19 protein-coding genes are annotated in these 15,699 nt (G+C 33.5%); 5 read left to right on the top strand and 14 right to left on the bottom strand.

All coding sequences use genetic code 11. The features are described from left to right. Position 1: 1 nt before the first annotated feature. The 7 genes from EQG68_RS06900 to EQG68_RS06930 form a co-directional block, all read right to left on the bottom strand. Positions 2 to 646, bottom strand: coding sequence for an alpha/beta hydrolase (locus EQG68_RS06900; protein WP_129464061.1), 645 nt, complete (start codon positions 644 to 646; stop codon positions 2 to 4). Between the two features lie 2 nt (positions 647 to 648). Further along, positions 649 to 960: a DUF4870 domain-containing protein gene (locus EQG68_RS06905; RefSeq protein ID WP_129464062.1), complete on the bottom strand. Its 312-nt coding sequence runs from the start codon at positions 958 to 960 to the stop codon at positions 649 to 651. Then, positions 947 to 2,212 carry a dihydroorotase gene (locus EQG68_RS06910; RefSeq protein WP_129464063.1) on the bottom strand — a complete coding sequence of 422 codons (1,266 nt, stop codon included), beginning with the start codon at positions 2,210 to 2,212 and terminating at the stop codon, positions 947 to 949. The genes EQG68_RS06905 and EQG68_RS06910 overlap by 14 nt, the downstream gene beginning before the upstream one ends. Further along, entirely contained in the window at positions 2,209 to 4,146 is a 1,938-nt protein-coding gene (locus EQG68_RS06915; protein WP_129464064.1) for a vWA domain-containing protein, read from the bottom strand. The genes EQG68_RS06910 and EQG68_RS06915 overlap by 4 nt, the downstream gene beginning before the upstream one ends. A gap of 92 nt (positions 4,147 to 4,238) precedes the next feature. Further along, positions 4,239 to 5,582: a DEAD/DEAH box helicase gene (locus tag EQG68_RS06920; RefSeq protein WP_129464065.1), complete on the bottom strand. Its 1,344-nt coding sequence runs from the start codon at positions 5,580 to 5,582 to the stop codon at positions 4,239 to 4,241. A 54-nt stretch (positions 5,583 to 5,636) separates the two neighbouring features. Continuing rightward, positions 5,637 to 6,401 (bottom strand): TIGR02757 family protein, encoded by a 765-nt coding sequence (locus EQG68_RS06925; RefSeq protein WP_129464066.1) that lies wholly within the window; start codon positions 6,399 to 6,401, stop codon positions 5,637 to 5,639. Beyond that, entirely contained in the window at positions 6,401 to 7,108 is a 708-nt protein-coding gene (locus EQG68_RS06930) for an ABC transporter ATP-binding protein (RefSeq protein WP_129464067.1), read from the bottom strand. Before EQG68_RS06930 ends, EQG68_RS06925 begins: the two co-directional genes overlap by 1 nt. 144 nt (positions 7,109 to 7,252) lie before the next feature. Between EQG68_RS06930 and msrA the strand changes: the two genes are divergently transcribed. From msrA to EQG68_RS06945, 3 genes are all read left to right on the top strand, one after another. Further along, positions 7,253 to 7,900, top strand: coding sequence for a peptide-methionine (S)-S-oxide reductase MsrA (msrA, locus tag EQG68_RS06935; protein WP_394343608.1), 648 nt, complete (start codon positions 7,253 to 7,255; stop codon positions 7,898 to 7,900). A gap of 67 nt (positions 7,901 to 7,967) precedes the next feature. Then, positions 7,968 to 8,639, top strand: coding sequence for a GTP cyclohydrolase I FolE (gene folE / locus EQG68_RS06940; protein WP_129464068.1), 672 nt, complete (start codon positions 7,968 to 7,970; stop codon positions 8,637 to 8,639). A 48-nt stretch (positions 8,640 to 8,687) separates the two neighbouring features. Beyond that, a complete protein-coding gene (locus EQG68_RS06945) occupies positions 8,688 to 8,981 on the top strand; it encodes a hypothetical protein (RefSeq protein ID WP_129464069.1) in 294 nt (97 codons plus the stop codon). Between the two features lie 45 nt (positions 8,982 to 9,026). Here EQG68_RS06945 and EQG68_RS06950 read toward each other — a convergent pair whose 3' ends face one another. From EQG68_RS06950 to EQG68_RS06975, 7 genes are all read right to left on the bottom strand, one after another. Then, positions 9,027 to 9,353 carry a DUF6787 family protein gene (locus EQG68_RS06950; protein ID WP_129464070.1) on the bottom strand — a complete coding sequence of 109 codons (327 nt, stop codon included), beginning with the start codon at positions 9,351 to 9,353 and terminating at the stop codon, positions 9,027 to 9,029. 32 nt (positions 9,354 to 9,385) lie between these two features. Beyond that, positions 9,386 to 9,580 (bottom strand): GldL-related protein, encoded by a 195-nt coding sequence (locus EQG68_RS15355; protein ID WP_392388756.1) that lies wholly within the window; start codon positions 9,578 to 9,580, stop codon positions 9,386 to 9,388. A gap of 9 nt (positions 9,581 to 9,589) precedes the next feature. Continuing rightward, positions 9,590 to 10,024, bottom strand: a complete 435-nt coding sequence (locus EQG68_RS06955; RefSeq protein ID WP_129464071.1) for a DUF6146 family protein — start codon at positions 10,022 to 10,024, stop codon at positions 9,590 to 9,592. Between the two features lie 103 nt (positions 10,025 to 10,127). Continuing rightward, complete coding sequence (locus EQG68_RS06960) at positions 10,128 to 10,685, bottom strand: hypothetical protein (protein WP_129464072.1); 558 nt, start codon at positions 10,683 to 10,685, stop codon at positions 10,128 to 10,130. Positions 10,686 to 10,752: 67 nt separating this feature from the next. After that, positions 10,753 to 11,712: a D-2-hydroxyacid dehydrogenase gene (locus EQG68_RS06965; RefSeq protein ID WP_129464073.1), complete on the bottom strand. Its 960-nt coding sequence runs from the start codon at positions 11,710 to 11,712 to the stop codon at positions 10,753 to 10,755. A gap of 99 nt (positions 11,713 to 11,811) precedes the next feature. Beyond that, positions 11,812 to 12,882 (bottom strand): 3-phosphoserine/phosphohydroxythreonine transaminase, encoded by a 1,071-nt coding sequence (gene serC, locus EQG68_RS06970; protein WP_129464074.1) that lies wholly within the window; start codon positions 12,880 to 12,882, stop codon positions 11,812 to 11,814. 122 nt (positions 12,883 to 13,004) lie between these two features. Beyond that, positions 13,005 to 14,063: an acyl-CoA reductase gene (locus EQG68_RS06975; protein ID WP_129464075.1), complete on the bottom strand. Its 1,059-nt coding sequence runs from the start codon at positions 14,061 to 14,063 to the stop codon at positions 13,005 to 13,007. Positions 14,064 to 14,210: 147 nt separating this feature from the next. On the opposite strand from EQG68_RS06975, the gene EQG68_RS06980 reads away from it, so the two are divergent. Together EQG68_RS06980 and EQG68_RS06985 are read left to right on the top strand one after the other, a co-directional pair. Continuing rightward, positions 14,211 to 14,561, top strand: a complete 351-nt coding sequence (locus tag EQG68_RS06980) for a 4Fe-4S dicluster domain-containing protein (RefSeq protein ID WP_129464076.1) — start codon at positions 14,211 to 14,213, stop codon at positions 14,559 to 14,561. A gap of 62 nt (positions 14,562 to 14,623) precedes the next feature. Next, complete coding sequence (locus EQG68_RS06985) at positions 14,624 to 15,613, top strand: carboxypeptidase-like regulatory domain-containing protein (protein WP_164975410.1); 990 nt, start codon at positions 14,624 to 14,626, stop codon at positions 15,611 to 15,613. Positions 15,614 to 15,699: the final 86 nt, after the last annotated feature.

The following is a 15,699-nucleotide window of genomic DNA, read 5'->3' on the forward strand; positions in this document are numbered from 1 at the left end:
TTTACTTATTTTCTTCTAACCAATTTCTAAAATCATAAAAGTTTTGCGGGGCAACACCATGTCCAACAGGATATTCTTTGTACGTAAAGTTTATGCCAAATCGTTCTAGTGCCGGACCGATTTTTCTGGCCCAATCCACCGGAATAACCTGATCAACTGTTCCGTGTGAAGCAAAAATAGTCAAGCTTGAAAAGTCATTTTGTTCAAAATTCTCTTTTGCCATTTCAACATTCAAATAACCACTCATGGCAACTACTTTGGATATTTTTTCAGGATAAGAAAGGGCGATGGCATAGCTTAAAATTGCACCTTGACTGAATCCAATCAACGTTACTTTTTTTGAGTCTATGGGATATTTAGCCGTTAATTCATCAATAAAATTCACAATCAAATCTCTCGATTGTTTGGCTTGGTTAATGTCAGAGAATTTATTTTCATCGGCATCAAAATTGATGGCATACCACGCATAGCTTCCATACATTAATGGATAAGGAGCTTGAGCGGAAACTATAAAATACTCCTCCGGAAGTTCAGAAGCAAACGAAAACAAATCTTCTTCATTGCTACCATAACCATGTAACAATAGCAAAAGTGGGTTTTTGTCCAATATAATTTTTGGTTTGCGAATTAAATAGTGTAATGACATACTTATAGGCTTTTAAATAAATTTTGATAAAAATCGCCTACTAATGGCACTTTTTTTTCTTCTCCGTTCAAGGCTCCTAAAAAGCCGTAAATCCAAAGAATAAAAAAGAAAACATAAAAAGCTGACGAAATCATCCAACTATCAAAGTAGCCTATTGGATAGCCTAACAGAAAGAATGTCAAAAAGATTCCCAATGCTTGTCTGATATGAAAACTGGCAAAAGCACTTTTGTTTTCATTGTTCATGAAGATGGCAATTACTGCACCGATGATGGTTAAATAAGCCACTATTGCTGCGTTTTTATTTTGCTCCATTTTCTAAAACTAATTTTCCGTTGTTATAAATTCCATATACTTTTCCTTTCATTTTTTCACCTAAAAATGCAGAGTTTTTCGATTTGGAGAGTATATTATCCTTTCCAAAAATCCATTCAGCATTTGGATTAAAAAACGTTAAATCGGCAGCTGCACCTTCTTTAATTGTTGAATTTTCAAGGCCAAAAGTTGTTTTTCCATTTGTTAGTTTGTCGATTATAACAGTTAATGGAAGTACATTCAATAACGCTCCAAAAGCACTTTCTAAACCAATGGTTCCGTTTTTAGCCAAATCAAATTCCATTTTCTTGTGCTCAATATCCATCGGATTGTGGTCGGAGGTTATCATATCAATTGTTCCGTCCAAAACACCTTGTATTAGTGCTTTTCTGTTTTTTTCATCACGTAATGGCGGACTCACTTTCATTCGTGTATCAAAACCTTCTAACTTTTCATCTGTCAATACTAAATGATGTACGGCAACACTACACGAAACGTGTAACCCTTTCGCTTTTGCGTCTTTAATTAATTCTACTGATTTGGCTGAGGAAATTGTTGGGATGTGTAATTTTCCACCGGTATATTCCAATAAAAACAAGTTGCGTGCTACGATAAGTTCTTCTGCTAAAGTTGGGATACCTTTCAGCCCTAAACGAGTTGAAACAATTCCTTCATGCACTACACCATTTCCTTTTATTTTTTCATCTTGTGAAAAAGCAATTACCATACCATCAAAATCTTGTACATATTGTAGACCGATTTTCAATAAATTGGCATTGGTACAGTTTTTTCCATAATCGCCAAAAGCAATTGCACCGGCATTTTTCATGTCAAACAATTCGGCTAAATCATTTCCTTCCGACCCTTTGGTTAACGCTCCAATTGGAAATAAGTTAACCGCATTATTGCTTGCTTTTTCTTTTACAAATCGAACTTGCGACTGATTATCGATCACCGGAAAACTATTGGGTTGCAAAGCAATCGCTGTAAAACCGCTTTTTGCCGCTACAGTTAATCCATTGGCAATGGTCTCACGGTCTTCAAAACCGGGTTCACCGAGCGATACGGAACTATCAAACCATCCCTTTGATAGATGAAGATTTTCTAAACTAATTTCTTCATAATCTTTTTCTGAAGGTAAGTTTACACCCATTTTTTCAATGGTTTTACCTTCAATTTTCAAGTCAATTTTTTGGTTGTGATGCTCACCGTTTGGGTCGATGATGGTTGCATTTCGGATGATTATTTTCATTTTACCAATTTTTGAATGAGTAGTTCCAGTACCACAAATAATAACGCAAGGATTACAAACCATTTCCAAATTGAATTATCGGTTCGGTTAGTTTGTAATGCATCAAAAACAGTTTCAATTGAATTACTGTTTTCGTAAGAATCTACTAAATTTGAATTATCCAAACGCAAATCACTTTCGGTACGTGGATAATTAAAACTTATCTTTTTTAGGATAGTATTATCTTTTACAGCCGAATAATTGCCTGCCAAAGTAGGACTTTCAGCAAAGGTCATTTTTACTTTATTATTCAATATTTGTTGCTGCGGAATGAATTTTTCACCCTTTTCATCTGCTGAAATTACTGAAATAATTTCATCTTTTGATAATAATTGGTCTACAGTAATAGTCGAATTTGTCCCAACAGATAACGCAATGATTCCGGACTTAGCACTTTGAAAAGCCATATTATAAAAGGTAGGGACAATCAAAGGGGAATTTTTAAAATTAGAATTATCTTTATTAATAGGTGCCGAAAAAACATAAAACGAACCTAAAGCATTAGAAACGGAAGTTAAAAACGGACGTTGATCTTCAAAGGTCAAAATAGAAGGGTAGGGACTTTTAAGCTCGAAGCTATTGTTGGTTGATGGATATTGAAAGTTATCTGTTTTTTTCTCAAAAACTCCGTTATACAAGGGATGTGCAAACGCAATAGAGGTGATTTTCTTTTCCTTTTTTTGGTAATCATTTATTGAAAAGGAACCAAAATTAATGAGAAATGAATTGATGTTTTCTACCTTGTTCTCTTCGGATGGAATGAAAATGACATTTCCACCTTTTTCATAAAAAGCTTTCAAGGTGGTTTGAAGAGCTTGCGGAATATCATTTATTTCATTGATAATAATGGCATCTTGTTTTTCCAATACATTATAATCCAATGCTTTTAGTTCAATTGATGAAAAAATAAATTCCTTTTCTGAATATATTTTAGATAAAAATTGATTCTTATCCGCTTCACCGATGGCTATTACTTTTGCTTTCTCAGGTTTAGAAATGCTAAAATAATATTCATTATCATAGTACAATCCCGGTTCATCAATGGAAACATAACCATTGAAATCAGCCTTAGGAATGGTGAAAAACAACTCTTTTTCTACTTGGTCAAGTTTTACTTGTGTTTTGGCAATCAGTTGTTTTTGATTGTAAACCGCTACCGGAATTTCTTGTTCAAATGTTCCAAATGATTTTAGTTTCACACCAATTTCATAAAAATTATCTAACGTTTGAAGGAGAAAAACACTATCAATCGCTACATTATTTTTTTGCTCCGATTTGGGTATAATGAATATTGGATTAATCGTTTCATCAATCGGTTTCAATTGGTTTGCAGGTAAATTTACAGCATCAGTGATTACCACAACATCTTTATTAAAAGGTGTTTTTCTGGATTTAATTTTTGTGATTTGTTGGTCTAACTGAAACGAATTGGCACTATATTTCAAATTCATCAATTCTTTTTGAATCGATTTAATGTCGGTATTCCAATAGACATCATCATTGGTAAGAAGGGAAAAGGTAGTATTTTCGGGAGTATTCTCCAATACTTCCTGAACGGCTCTTTTCAATAATTCACCCTGTTTCCCTTTGGCTTGCATACTGAATGAATTGTCTAAAACTACATATAATTCATTCGTACTACCTTTACTGTCTTTGGCTTTAAAAAAAGGTTGAGCAAAGGCAATTATCATAGCAGCGAGCAGGAGTAAACGTGTAGCTAACAATAACCATTTTTTGAGTTGGGAGCTTTTTCGGGTTTGAATGGAGAGTTCTTTTAAAAACTTTACGTTGGTAAAATATTCCTTTTTAAAACGACGAAGCTGGAATAAATGCACCAAAATTGGAATGACCAATAAAAAAAGAAAATACAGAATTTCAGGATGTTTAAACTGCATTAATTGAAAGTTTGTCAAAGATAGCTTTTATATTTTAATAGCACAAATCAAAAAGTGTTAAGCAAAAGCGAAAGCTTTGAGTAGAAAGACTGTTATTTTTTCTTCCTTTTTTCAGCTCTTTTACGTTCCACGCCACGGTTTCTGGATTCGGTTTTTCTCGGCGTTCTTTTTCCCGGACCACCCAAATTAACTTTTTTGTTTTTATCTTTTTTCTCATGAAATGCTTCGCCACCTTCTTTTTTGGGACGTTTCAAAAGCATTTTCATTTTCTTCTTTTCCTTTTCAAATTCCAATAACTTCTCTTCGATTACAATGGTAGGAAGTGGCAAAAGTTCAATTTCCTTTTCCATCAAAATTTCAGCTTCTATTTGGATTTCTTCTTCTCTTGGACTAATGAAACTAACGGCAACGCCGGTTTTATCGGCACGACCGGTTCGTCCAATTCGGTGAATATATTGTTCCGGAACCTCAGAAAATTCCATATTTATAACATGGGTGATGTCGGAAATATCTAAACCACGAGCCATTACATCAGTCGTTACAATTCCACGAATTTCTCCGGCTTGAAACGAAGCCATTGTGTTCAAACGATAATTTTGCGATTTGTTGGAATGAATCAGACCAAACTGCTCCGGAAATTCTTCTTCCAAAGCATTAAAAACCAAATCAGCGGTTTTTTTATTGTTGATAAAAATCAGCAATCGCGACATACTTTCATCGGAGTGCAATAATTCTTTGAGTAAATTTAGTTTCGTTAGAAAATTTGGTACTTTATATCCTATTTGCGTAATTTTTTCTAACGGTGTTCCGGATGCAGCTAAGGAAACTTCCACCGGAAAATCAAAATACTCCTCCAACATTTCATCTACTTCATCTGTCATCGTCGCCGAAAAAAGAATGTTTTGTCTTTTAGCTTTCAACATTGATAGGATAGACGTGACTTGAAAACGAAAACCTAAATTCAACATTTCATCAAATTCATCAATCACTAATTTCTGAATTTCATCAAATCGAACCACATTATCCAAAGCCAAGTCCATGACGCGTCCCGGAGTTCCTACCAAAATATCTACCCCCTGATAAACCGCTGTTTTTTGGGTGTTGATATTCACGCCACCATAAACACCAAGTGTTCTAACAGACATGTATTGCGTTAATTTTACAACTTCTTCAGCCACTTGAACAACCAATTCACGTGTGGGGACTAAAATTAAAACACGCGGTGTATGTGTATTTTGAAACTTCCAATGTTTTAAAATTGGTAATAAATAGGCAAATGTTTTTCCGGTTCCGGTTTGAGCAATTCCCATCATATCACGACCGGATAAAATCACCGGCATCGATTTAATTTGAATAGGAGTAGGGTGTGAGAAACCTAATTCATCAATGGCTTTTTGTAACGATTTAGGTAAATCAAAATCCAGAAAAGTAGACATAGAGAAGATTATTTTTGCAAAGGTACGGAATTTTAAATCAATGCGTAAAGCCGCTTAAAACCCTTCAAAAACACCTAAACCAAAAAGTGCAAAATCATATTTTACCGGATCATTTTTATCCAAATTTTGCAAGTTGGAATCTAACTCAAAAAGTGCTTTGGCGTCGTTTTGCTTTCGCGTAAGCAAGCCTAATTTTCGAGCCACATTGCCGGAATGAACATCAAGCGGACAAGAAAGTTGTGAAGGCGAAATGGATTTCCAAATTCCTAAATCAACCCCGGCGTTATCATTTCGAACCATCCAACGCAAAAACATATTGATGCGTTTGGCGGCCGAATTATTCATGGGGTCTGAAACGTGTTTTTGTGTACGATAGTCATGTTCAATTTCAAAAAAAACGGATTTGAAATTGGAAATATTTTGTTGTAAGGTGCTGTTTTGTATATACTTACTAAAAACACATTCCAAACCATTGTGATTTTGATAAATATTTTTTAAAGCTTTGATAAAGAAAATACAATCCGTTCCGTTGAAAGTGCGGTGAACAAAGTCGTTTAAATTTTCCAAGTCATTACTATTATGATTCATCACAAAATCATAAGGCGAATTTCCTAACTTAGTCATTAATTTTTGACTATTATTGATAATCATTTTACGATTTCCCCATGAAATGGTGGCAGTTAAAAATCCGGCAATTTCGATATCTTCTTTTAAAGTGTAAAGATGCGGAATTTGAATAGGATCACTTTCTATAAATCTTGGATGATTGTAAAGCAGCACTTTTTCATCCAGAAATTCTTTTAATTCCAAATGATTCATTAAACAGTTGCATTTGGAAGTGAAGCGTTATCAATCCAACCTGAGTTTTGATCAAACAAACCATCTTTCATCACTAGTTTACGGTCGGCCATATTGGCTAAAGTTTCATTGTGGGTTACAATTACAAACGTTTGACCGAATTCATCTCTTAATTTAAAAAACAATTCATGTAAATTTTCTGCAGAAGTTGTATCTAAATTTCCCGAAGGTTCATCGGCAAAAATCACCGCCGGTTTATTGATCAATGCTCTTGCAACCGCTACACGTTGTTGTTCTCCACCGGATAGTTCGCCCGGCTTATGGTCCATTCGATGTGATAAACCAAGGTAGTTGAGTAGTTTTATGGCTTCCTCTTCGGCTTCAAGCTTTGTTTTTCCTGCTATAAAAGCTGGTATACAAACATTTTCTAAGGCTGTAAACTCAGGTAATAACTGGTGAAATTGGAATATAAACCCAAGTTTTAAATTTCTAAACTTAGACAATTGTTTGTCATTCATATTTAAAACATTTTCGCCGTCTATCGTTAATTCGGTACCGTTATCATTTGATGGTTTTTCTAATGTTCCCAAAATTTGAAGCAAAGTCGTTTTTCCGGCACCAGATGCACCAACAATTGCGATGATTTCTCCTTGTTTAATTGAAATATTAACACCTTTTAAAACATGAAGTTGATCAAAATATTTATGAATTCCTTTTGCTTGTATCATGAAAAACAATTTTTTACAAAGTAACAAAGATTTTGATGAATGTGAAACCATATCAGTTCTATTTATCGTAGTATAAATAATAAAATTTCGTTAAAGAGGTATTTTTGTTTAATATTATAGTATATTTGTTAAACAAAAAATGATATGAAAAAACTTGTAATATTATTAGTAGCCTTTTCAACCTTTTCTTGTCAATCACAAGAAAAGAAGAGTGCTTTTTTAGAAAATAAACAACCAATTAAAATGAATGTAGCAAACGGATTAGAATTAGCCACTTTTGCCGGTGGATGCTTTTGGTGTACAGAAGCAGTTTTTTTAGAAATTGAAGGTGTAAAAAAAGTCGTGTCGGGTTACATTGGAGGCACAACTAAAAATCCAACTTACAGAGAAATTGGAACAGGAATGACCGGTCACGCGGAAGCCATTCAAATTACTTTTGATCCAAAGATAGTTTCCTTTGGTGAATTGTTGGAAATTTTCTTTGCTACTCACGATCCAACCACTTTAAACCGACAAGGAAATGATGTGGGTACACAATATCGTAGCGAAGTATTTTATTACAATGATAATCAAAAGGAATTAACGGAAGAATACATTAAGTTGATGACAGAAGAAAAGACATTTAAAAATCCAATTGTGACTAGAATTTCTGCAGCTTCGGTTTTTTATGAAGCGGAAGATTATCACCAAAATTATTATAATTTAAATCGAACTCAATCGTATTGTAGTTATGTGATAACACCCAAAATTGAAAAATTGAAAAAGAATTTTAAAGATAAACTAAAGAATTAATTGCCTAAAAGTTTTAACACGGAACAGCTTTAAAAAAAGCATTGATGTAAATTAAAAAAAAGACGCTATGAACAATCAAATTGAAAAAGAATTATTTGAACTTTTGGGAGATGAACATCAGATGACATCTACTGAAACCCCTTTGCGACCGGACGCATTTGATAAGTCTGATGAAGAAAAAATGGCCACGATAGAAAAACATTTTCATATCATTATGGAAGAAATGGGATTGGATATGACCGATGACAGTTTGCGTGGTACACCACATCGCGTTGCTAAAATGTTCATCCAAGAGATTTTTAGTGGTTTAAATCCGGCTAATAAACCCAAAATTTCTGTTTTTGAAAACAGTTATCACTATGACAAAATGTTGGTAGAAGCGAATATTAGTTTCAATTCTACTTGCGAACATCATTTTTTACCAATTATTGGAAAAGCACATATTGGTTATGTTTCTAACGGAAAGGTGATTGGTTTATCCAAGTTAAATCGAATTGTTGACTACTATGCTCGAAGACCGCAAGTACAGGAACGCATGATTATGCAAATTTTTAATGAATTGAAAACGGTTTTAAATACAGAAGACGTTATTGTGGTTGTTGAAGCGGAACATTTATGTGTGTCAAGTCGTGGAATTAAAGACAGTTCAAGCTACACATCAACAATCCAATACGGCGGAATCTTTAATGAAAAGGAAAACAGAAATGATTTTTTTAATTTATTGAATAAAGAAAAATAATTTGGCATTACTTTTGTCGTTAGGATGTAGAATGTAAAAAATTTTTCAATGACAAAAGAAGTTGCTGTTCAATCCGTTAAAGATACAAAATCAAGAGATTTAGTTTTGAGTCTTATTTTTGATGGTATTGGTATGTTGTCTTATTTGGTTCCATTTTTAGGAACAATTTCAGATGTTATTTGGGCACCTATTGCCGGACTAATTTTGATGCGAATGTATAAAGGAACAATTGGTACAGTAGGAGGATTTATCGTTTTCATAGAGGAACTACTTCCCGGAATTGATTTTATTCCCACCTTTACAATAACTTGGATTTATACTTACTTGATAAAAAAGAAGTAGAAATATTAAAAATTAAAAAAACTGCAATTTAATCGTTGCAGTTTTTTATTTTCCTTTGGAACTCTTTTCAAACCAATTGAGGATAAATCCTAACTTCATGCTGCGAAGCATTTTCTTTTCAAATGCCCAAAAAAAGGCAAATTGTCCGAAAAGAAATCCAAATAAAACCAATAAAACCTGATAGATAGGGAATATAACAATCAAACGAATTGGAAAATACAACCATCCTAAATTTTCACTCGTAAGTCCAATATAATTTGTAAAAGGTTTCGATAAATAAGCTGATACAGAACCCGTAATGGCAAAGACAATAAAAATTATAACGAGTTGAAAGTTAGAAGTAACTCCCCAACGGGCTTTTAGTTTTTTCATAGATTGACTGAAGAATTCAAAATAATGGGGATTTAGACCTTTTCTTTTTGGGACTGTTTGACAATTTTTACAATCAACAAAAGTAAAGCTAACAATTCAAAAAACATTCCGGATATTAGAAATAAATTAGCATTAGAATAGTGCATGATTTTGAACAATGATCCTAAAATCACTAAAACTATTCCAACTAAAAAAGAAATAATGATATAGAAAAATTTTTTAAACATAAACGTTGATTATATTCTGGCCGCAAAACCGCCCAATTGTTGTTTATAGGTTTGTTGAAAATAGACTAAATAATTAAAAAGCATGTAATTTACTTCGTAACCGTAATCAATTCCGCGTTGGTAGTCAATTTGCATTTGATATAAATTAGGGTCAAATCGCATGGGTTGCAAAACACGATTGTTAAATTCTGTAACCCAAAATTGGTTGCGAGATTCCAGATAACTTTGCGAATAATAGTTTCTTGGCATGGCTCTGCTGGTTAACCAAATATTAAAACCAGGTTCAATGATGATAATTTCATACTCGAGTTCATCATTTGCAATCCGTACTGTATCTGAAGTTGTTGAAGCAGTTTCGTTTTTAGCAGAAAGCACAGATGATTTATTACCTGAACAGGCATAAATAATAGTACAAAGTAATACTATGAATACTATATTTTTCATACCATAAAAGTACAAAAAAAGGTTGATTATTAAATTGAATAATCTACATTTAACAAAAAAACCACTCCGAATGAAGTGGTTTTAAAAATGTAGTTTACTAATTTTATTTACCAAATAATTTTCCAAACAATCCACCGAGACCTCCTTTTTTAGTGGCGGCTGCCATCGCGTCTTGCATGTCTACTTTTCCATCATTATTTTGGTCTAAACCAAATTGACCACCGTACTTACTCACCATATCCATCAAGTTGGAATTCCCTGAGCCACCCGAAATTGCATTCACTAAATCGGAAACTTCAAAACCTTTTACATTGGGATCTTTAGCTTTTCCAACCAATGAACCAAGAATTTGCGGAATCATATTTGCTGCAACTCCATTCGCTGCCTGACTATCTAGCCCGACTTTTTGACCTAAATTACCGGAAACTTGTTCAATAAGTTGTTTTACAACCGGGTTTGAAGCAGATCCGGCATTATTGCCCTGAAAAAGACCCGCTAATTGTTCCAAATTACCATCGGAGGCCATTTTTTGTAATCCTGAAAGTAGTGAACTTTCGGTTTCTTTCATGACGTTATCGTTCAATTCATTGGGAACGGCATTATTTTTAACCACGGCATCATTTCCGAATTGTTGCACTAATTGCGTTAATTGTTCTAACATAGTATTGGCTTTTAAAGTTATTGTTACGAAGTTAAATAATATTCTACTAATTTAACGAAAACAACAATTATTTTTCTGTTTTTAATAAACTGATAATTTGTTCAGCCAATTCTGTTCCAATTCGATCTTGTGCTTCTAAAGTTGCGGCTCCAATATGTGGTGTCAACGAAATGTTTGGATGCATTAATAATTTGATTTCAGGTGTTGGTTCATTCTCAAAAACATCTAAACCGGCAAACAATACTTTTCCTTCGTCTAACGCTTCCACTAAAGCAACTTCATCAATCACACCGCCACGTGCGGCATTTATAATTCCAACATTGTCTTTCATTATATTTAATTCATCGCGACCAATTACGTAGCCATCTTGTGCCGGTACATGTAAAGTTACAAAGTCAGAATGTTTTAATAAATCTTCCATCGGTTCAGTAACAATGTCGACATTTATGAATTGACCGTTATAAAAATCTACACGAATTACAGCTTCGCCAACATATTTATCAGAAGCAATTACTTTCATTCCTAAACCAAGAGCCATTTTGGCAACCGCTTGACCAATTCGACCAAAACCGATAATTCCAAGCGTTTTTCCACGTAATTCGATACCATTAGCATAGGCCTTTTTTAAACCTTCAAAATTAGTATCGCCTTCCAAAGGCATATTTCTGTTAGCATCATATAAAAAACGAACTCCTGAAAACAAATGTGCAAAAACCAATTCGGCTACCGATTCTGAGGAAGATGCCGGCGTATTTATAACGTGAATTCCTTTTTCACGAGCATAAGCCACGTCGATGTTATCCATTCCCACACCACCTCGACCGATGATTTTTAAATTGGGACAATTATCGATGATATCTTTTCTAACTTTGGTAGCACTTCGAACTAAAATCACACTAACCTGATTGGTGTTAATAAAATTGGCTACTTGTTCTTGGGCTACTTTGGTGGTAATGACTTCAAATCCGCCTTTTTCTAAGGCTTTGATTCCGCTTGGAGAAATTCCATCGTTGGCTAGTACTTTCATTTTTTTTTAGGTTCTAAGGTTCTGAGGTTCTAGGGCACTAGGGCACAAAGTTGCTGAGAACTTATGTTTATAATTTTATTTTTTTCTAGTCTCTATTTTCTAACTTCTTGCTTCCAATTCTTTCATCACATTAACCAATACCTGTACACTTTCCAATGGCATGGCATTGTACATCGAAGCTCTGTAACCGCCAACCGAACGATGACCGGGTAATCCGGAAATTCCGGCATCTTTCCAAAGTTTATCAAAAGTAGGAGCAAGGGCTTCATCATTCAATAAAAAAGTAGCATTCATATTACTTCTGAATTCTGCAACTGCTGTCCCTTTAAACAATGGATTTCGATCGATTTCAGTATATAATAAATTCGCTTTCGCTTCATTTACTTTTTCAATGGCGGCAATTCCTCCTAAATTTTTCAACCATTGTAAGGTTAAAAGTGAGGCATAAACCGGAAAAACGGCCGGTGTGTTATACATACTTTCTTTTTCAATATGTTGTACGTAATCTAACATATTTGGAATAGTTCGACCTGATTTTCCTAAAATTTCCTCTTTTACAACTACTAAAGTTGTTCCGGCTGGTCCCATATTTTTTTGAGCTCCGGCATAAATTAAGTCAAATTTTGAAAAATCTAAACTACGTGAGAAAATATCGGAACTCATATCACAAACCATAGGAATTTCAAGATTCGGAAATTCTTTCATTTGAGTTCCAAAAATGGTGTTATTAGATGTACAGTGAAAATAATCAGCATCCGATGGAACGGTATATCCTGTTGGAATATGGTTATAATTTTCAGCTTTTGAAGAAGCAACAACCACCGTTTCACCAAAATGTTTGGCTTCCTTGATGGCAGAATTTGCCCATGTTCCGGTGTCGAGATAAGCTGCTTTTCCGTTCACTTTCATTAAGTTATAAGGAACCATCAAAAATTCTAAACTTGCTCCGCCATGCAAAAATAAAGCATGAAAACCTTTTCCTTGTAAACCTAAAAGTTCCAAAGCTAAAGCTCTTGCTTCATCCATTACAGCAACAAAATCTTTGCTACGATGCGAAATTTCTAATATCGATAATCCGGAATCATTAAAATTTAAAATGGCTTGAGCCGATTTTTCAAATACTTCTTGAGGTAAAATGCAAGGACCTGCACTATAGTTATGTTTTTTCATTATGGAAAGTAGATTTCAAAAAATTGATTTGCAAATTTCTGAAATTCACATCAAAAACACCGCTAGTAAAGTGTAGTTTTTATTATTGGTTATTAACAAAAACGTTGTAGTTAAAAAGAAATCTAAATCGAAATTAAAAATTCCAATGTATCTACATTATCAGCATAATCCCAAAGTTGTGGTTTTTGTGTTTGTCCGAATGCAATACTATTTTCGATTAAATCATTGGAGACAATGCATTGAATTTGATCTTTATTATTTTCTAAACGAACTTTCAATTCCGATAACGATTCATAAAATTCATAAAAAACAGAAGAAATGGGAGAGGAGTAGCTCGAATCTTCTTTTAAAGTCAGAAATCCATTATCCAATAATTTAAAATTACTCATCAAAAAAACAGCTTTGTTGTAATCGTAATTATTGGCATATTTCTCATAATGAATCACTTCTTGGTATTCAAAAATAGCTTGAAAAAAAGCATCAAAACGATATCCTTTTGGGACAAACAGTTTGGAAACATTTCGACATCCTAAACCAAAATAGCGGAAGATATCTTCGCCTAAATTGACCAAATCTTCATGCGTTTCAACTCCATTCAATATAGCCACAGAATTTCTGTTTTTCCGAATAATGGAAGGTTTATCTTTAAAATAATATTCAAAATACCGGGCCGTATTGTTACTTCCGGTAGCGATAACGGCATCAAAACCTTCTAATTTATCTTCTGTAAACGAAATAAAGTCGTTTAAGTCTTCTTCAACACTTGTTAAATAATTGGCTAGAAATTTAATCAAATGTTGGTCGTTCGAAGAAGTCTTTACCAACACTTTATGTCCGGAAATCAACACACATAAAAAATCGTGAAAGCCCACTAGTGGGATGTTTCCGGCTAAAATCAATCCCACTCTTTTGGGTTGCACGTTGGAAAAATCATAGTTGGACAACCATTTGGTTAAATTTTCTTCCGTTAAAGCTTCTGCCCACGATTGAACGGCAAAATAGACTTGTTCTTTCGTAAACCAACCATTATGTGATTGCGATAAAGCTAATAATTCCTCAAAAGAAGTATAAAAACGATCATTCAAAAGTACAGTCTCTTGCGGTTGATTTTTGTTTAAGGAAAATTGAGCTAAAAATTTTCCCAATTCCACAAAAGCGGTAAATTTTGATTTTTGTAACATTTGATACTTGTTTATAAGTAGTTAAGATTGTAATTTTGCACAAAAATAAGCAATTGATTTTTGGCAACAGCCAATAGTTGAAAGTTTAAAATGATTTTAAATATCTCCTTTAAACTTTTAAACACTTAAACTTTTAAACATTAAAAAATGGCAATCATTATAACTGACGAATGTATTAACTGCGGGGCTTGCGAACCCGAGTGTCCGAATACGGCAATTTATGAAGGAGCCGACGATTGGCGATACAAAGACGGAACAAAACTTCGAGGTAAGGTGATTTTACCCGATGGAACTGAAGTTGATTCAGAAGCCGCACAAACACCAATTTCTGATGATATTTATTATATTGTACCCGGAAAATGTACTGAGTGTAAAGGATTTCATGAAGAACCACAATGTGCTGCCGTTTGTCCGGTAGATTGTTGCGTACCGGATGATAATCATGTGGAAAGCGAAGAGACACTTTTGAATAGGCAGGCTTTTTTACATAACGAATAAAAATTAATCCCTTTTGGGATTTTTTTATGAAGAATTTATTCTTACAGATTTTTATTTTTTCAATGATAACGCCGTTATTGGCACAGACAATTAACGGAAAAATTGTTGATGAAAATAATTCACCTCTCTATGGTGTATCAGTTTATTTTGATGGTACAACTATCGGAACCACAACAGATAATGATGGTTTATTTGAATTAAAACTACAATCTGTACCGAATGCAACTTTAGTGATTAGTTATATTGGTTATGAATCGATTTATTTGAATACTGTTCAATCGCCAATTGAAATAAAGCTAAAACCTAGTTCCATTGTTTTAAAAGAGGTAATTTTAGAACCCATCCCATTTTCCAGAAAAGAAATGTTGGCTGTTTTTAGAGAACAGTTTCTGGGAAGAACCAAAGGTGGAAAAAATTGTGTGATTTTAAATGAAAATGCCATTCAGTTTTCGTATGAATCAAAAAATTTCAAATTAGCTGCTTTTTCAGATGAAAAAATAACCATTAGAAATAATTATTTAGGTTATAACATCGAAGTTGATTTAGTGGATTTTTATGTTTTGTATAACAAACGAACCCTTTCTAATGACTATTTGCGTGGAAGTTATTTTGCGGTCACTTCTTTTTTTAGAGAAATCGAAGAAATTAACAAATCATATGATAAAAATAGAGTTGCTTCTTATTTAGGCTCTTTCAAACACTTTTTTAAAAATTTGATCGAAAATAAATGGGGAAAGAAAGAATTCATTCTTTTTGATGGAAATTTTGCTACCGATGCCAATTTGCATTTTGAAATTTCAGATGTCAATAACATGAAGTTGATTAAAGTGAAACCAAAGGCAATCACAACAAATATAGAAACAAAATCTAAGTTTTTCAGAAGTTTTAATGTGTTGTATAACAATAAAGAACAATCCAAAATCATCTTTAAAACTTCCGAATTCTATGTTGATGCATTTGGAAATCACACCCATATTGATCAAATAGATTTTTCAGGTGAAATTTCAAAAAAGCGATTTGGAGACATGTTACCTTTGGATTTTGAACCTTGATTCTTATGGTTTAAGTTTAATAAAAAAATGTTCTAAACCTGTTAGCTCTAATTTTTTAATCTTTCAATATTATAAACTATATTTGC

The sequence above is a fragment of the Flavobacterium piscinae genome (assembly GCF_004122145.1).
Taxonomy (GTDB): Bacteria; Bacteroidota; Bacteroidia; order Flavobacteriales; family Flavobacteriaceae; genus Flavobacterium; species Flavobacterium piscinae.

What these genes read in the sequence shown, in the direction of transcription:
- EQG68_RS06955 (WP_129464071.1), bottom strand. Translation starts at nt 10,024, where the DNA reads ATGAAAAATATAGTATTCATAGTATTACTTTGTACTATTATTTATGCC.
- EQG68_RS06920 (WP_129464065.1), bottom strand. Translation starts at nt 5,582, where the DNA reads ATGTCTACTTTTCTGGATTTTGATTTACCTAAATCGTTACAAAAAGCC.
- EQG68_RS06915 (WP_129464064.1), bottom strand. Translation starts at nt 4,146, where the DNA reads ATGCAGTTTAAACATCCTGAAATTCTGTATTTTCTTTTTTTATTGGTC.
- folE (WP_129464068.1), top strand. Translation starts at nt 7,968, where the DNA reads ATGAACAATCAAATTGAAAAAGAATTATTTGAACTTTTGGGAGATGAA.
- EQG68_RS06900 (WP_129464061.1), bottom strand. Translation starts at nt 646, where the DNA reads ATGTCATTACACTATTTAATTCGCAAACCAAAAATTATATTGGACAAA.
- EQG68_RS06985 (WP_164975410.1), top strand. Translation starts at nt 14,624, where the DNA reads ATGATAACGCCGTTATTGGCACAGACAATTAACGGAAAAATTGTTGAT.
- EQG68_RS06975 (WP_129464075.1), bottom strand. Translation starts at nt 14,063, where the DNA reads ATGTTACAAAAATCAAAATTTACCGCTTTTGTGGAATTGGGAAAATTT.
- EQG68_RS15355 (WP_392388756.1), bottom strand. Translation starts at nt 9,580, where the DNA reads ATGTTTAAAAAATTTTTCTATATCATTATTTCTTTTTTAGTTGGAATA.
- EQG68_RS06960 (WP_129464072.1), bottom strand. Translation starts at nt 10,685, where the DNA reads ATGTTAGAACAATTAACGCAATTAGTGCAACAATTCGGAAATGATGCC.
- serC (WP_129464074.1), bottom strand. Translation starts at nt 12,882, where the DNA reads ATGAAAAAACATAACTATAGTGCAGGTCCTTGCATTTTACCTCAAGAA.
- EQG68_RS06945 (WP_129464069.1), top strand. Translation starts at nt 8,688, where the DNA reads ATGACAAAAGAAGTTGCTGTTCAATCCGTTAAAGATACAAAATCAAGA.
- EQG68_RS06980 (WP_129464076.1), top strand. Translation starts at nt 14,211, where the DNA reads ATGGCAATCATTATAACTGACGAATGTATTAACTGCGGGGCTTGCGAA.
- EQG68_RS06910 (WP_129464063.1), bottom strand. Translation starts at nt 2,212, where the DNA reads ATGAAAATAATCATCCGAAATGCAACCATCATCGACCCAAACGGTGAG.
- msrA (WP_394343608.1), top strand. Translation starts at nt 7,253, where the DNA reads ATGAAAAAACTTGTAATATTATTAGTAGCCTTTTCAACCTTTTCTTGT.
- EQG68_RS06905 (WP_129464062.1), bottom strand. Translation starts at nt 960, where the DNA reads ATGGAGCAAAATAAAAACGCAGCAATAGTGGCTTATTTAACCATCATC.
- EQG68_RS06930 (WP_129464067.1), bottom strand. Translation starts at nt 7,108, where the DNA reads ATGATACAAGCAAAAGGAATTCATAAATATTTTGATCAACTTCATGTT.
- EQG68_RS06925 (WP_129464066.1), bottom strand. Translation starts at nt 6,401, where the DNA reads ATGAATCATTTGGAATTAAAAGAATTTCTGGATGAAAAAGTGCTGCTT.
- EQG68_RS06950 (WP_129464070.1), bottom strand. Translation starts at nt 9,353, where the DNA reads ATGAAAAAACTAAAAGCCCGTTGGGGAGTTACTTCTAACTTTCAACTC.
- EQG68_RS06965 (WP_129464073.1), bottom strand. Translation starts at nt 11,712, where the DNA reads ATGAAAGTACTAGCCAACGATGGAATTTCTCCAAGCGGAATCAAAGCC.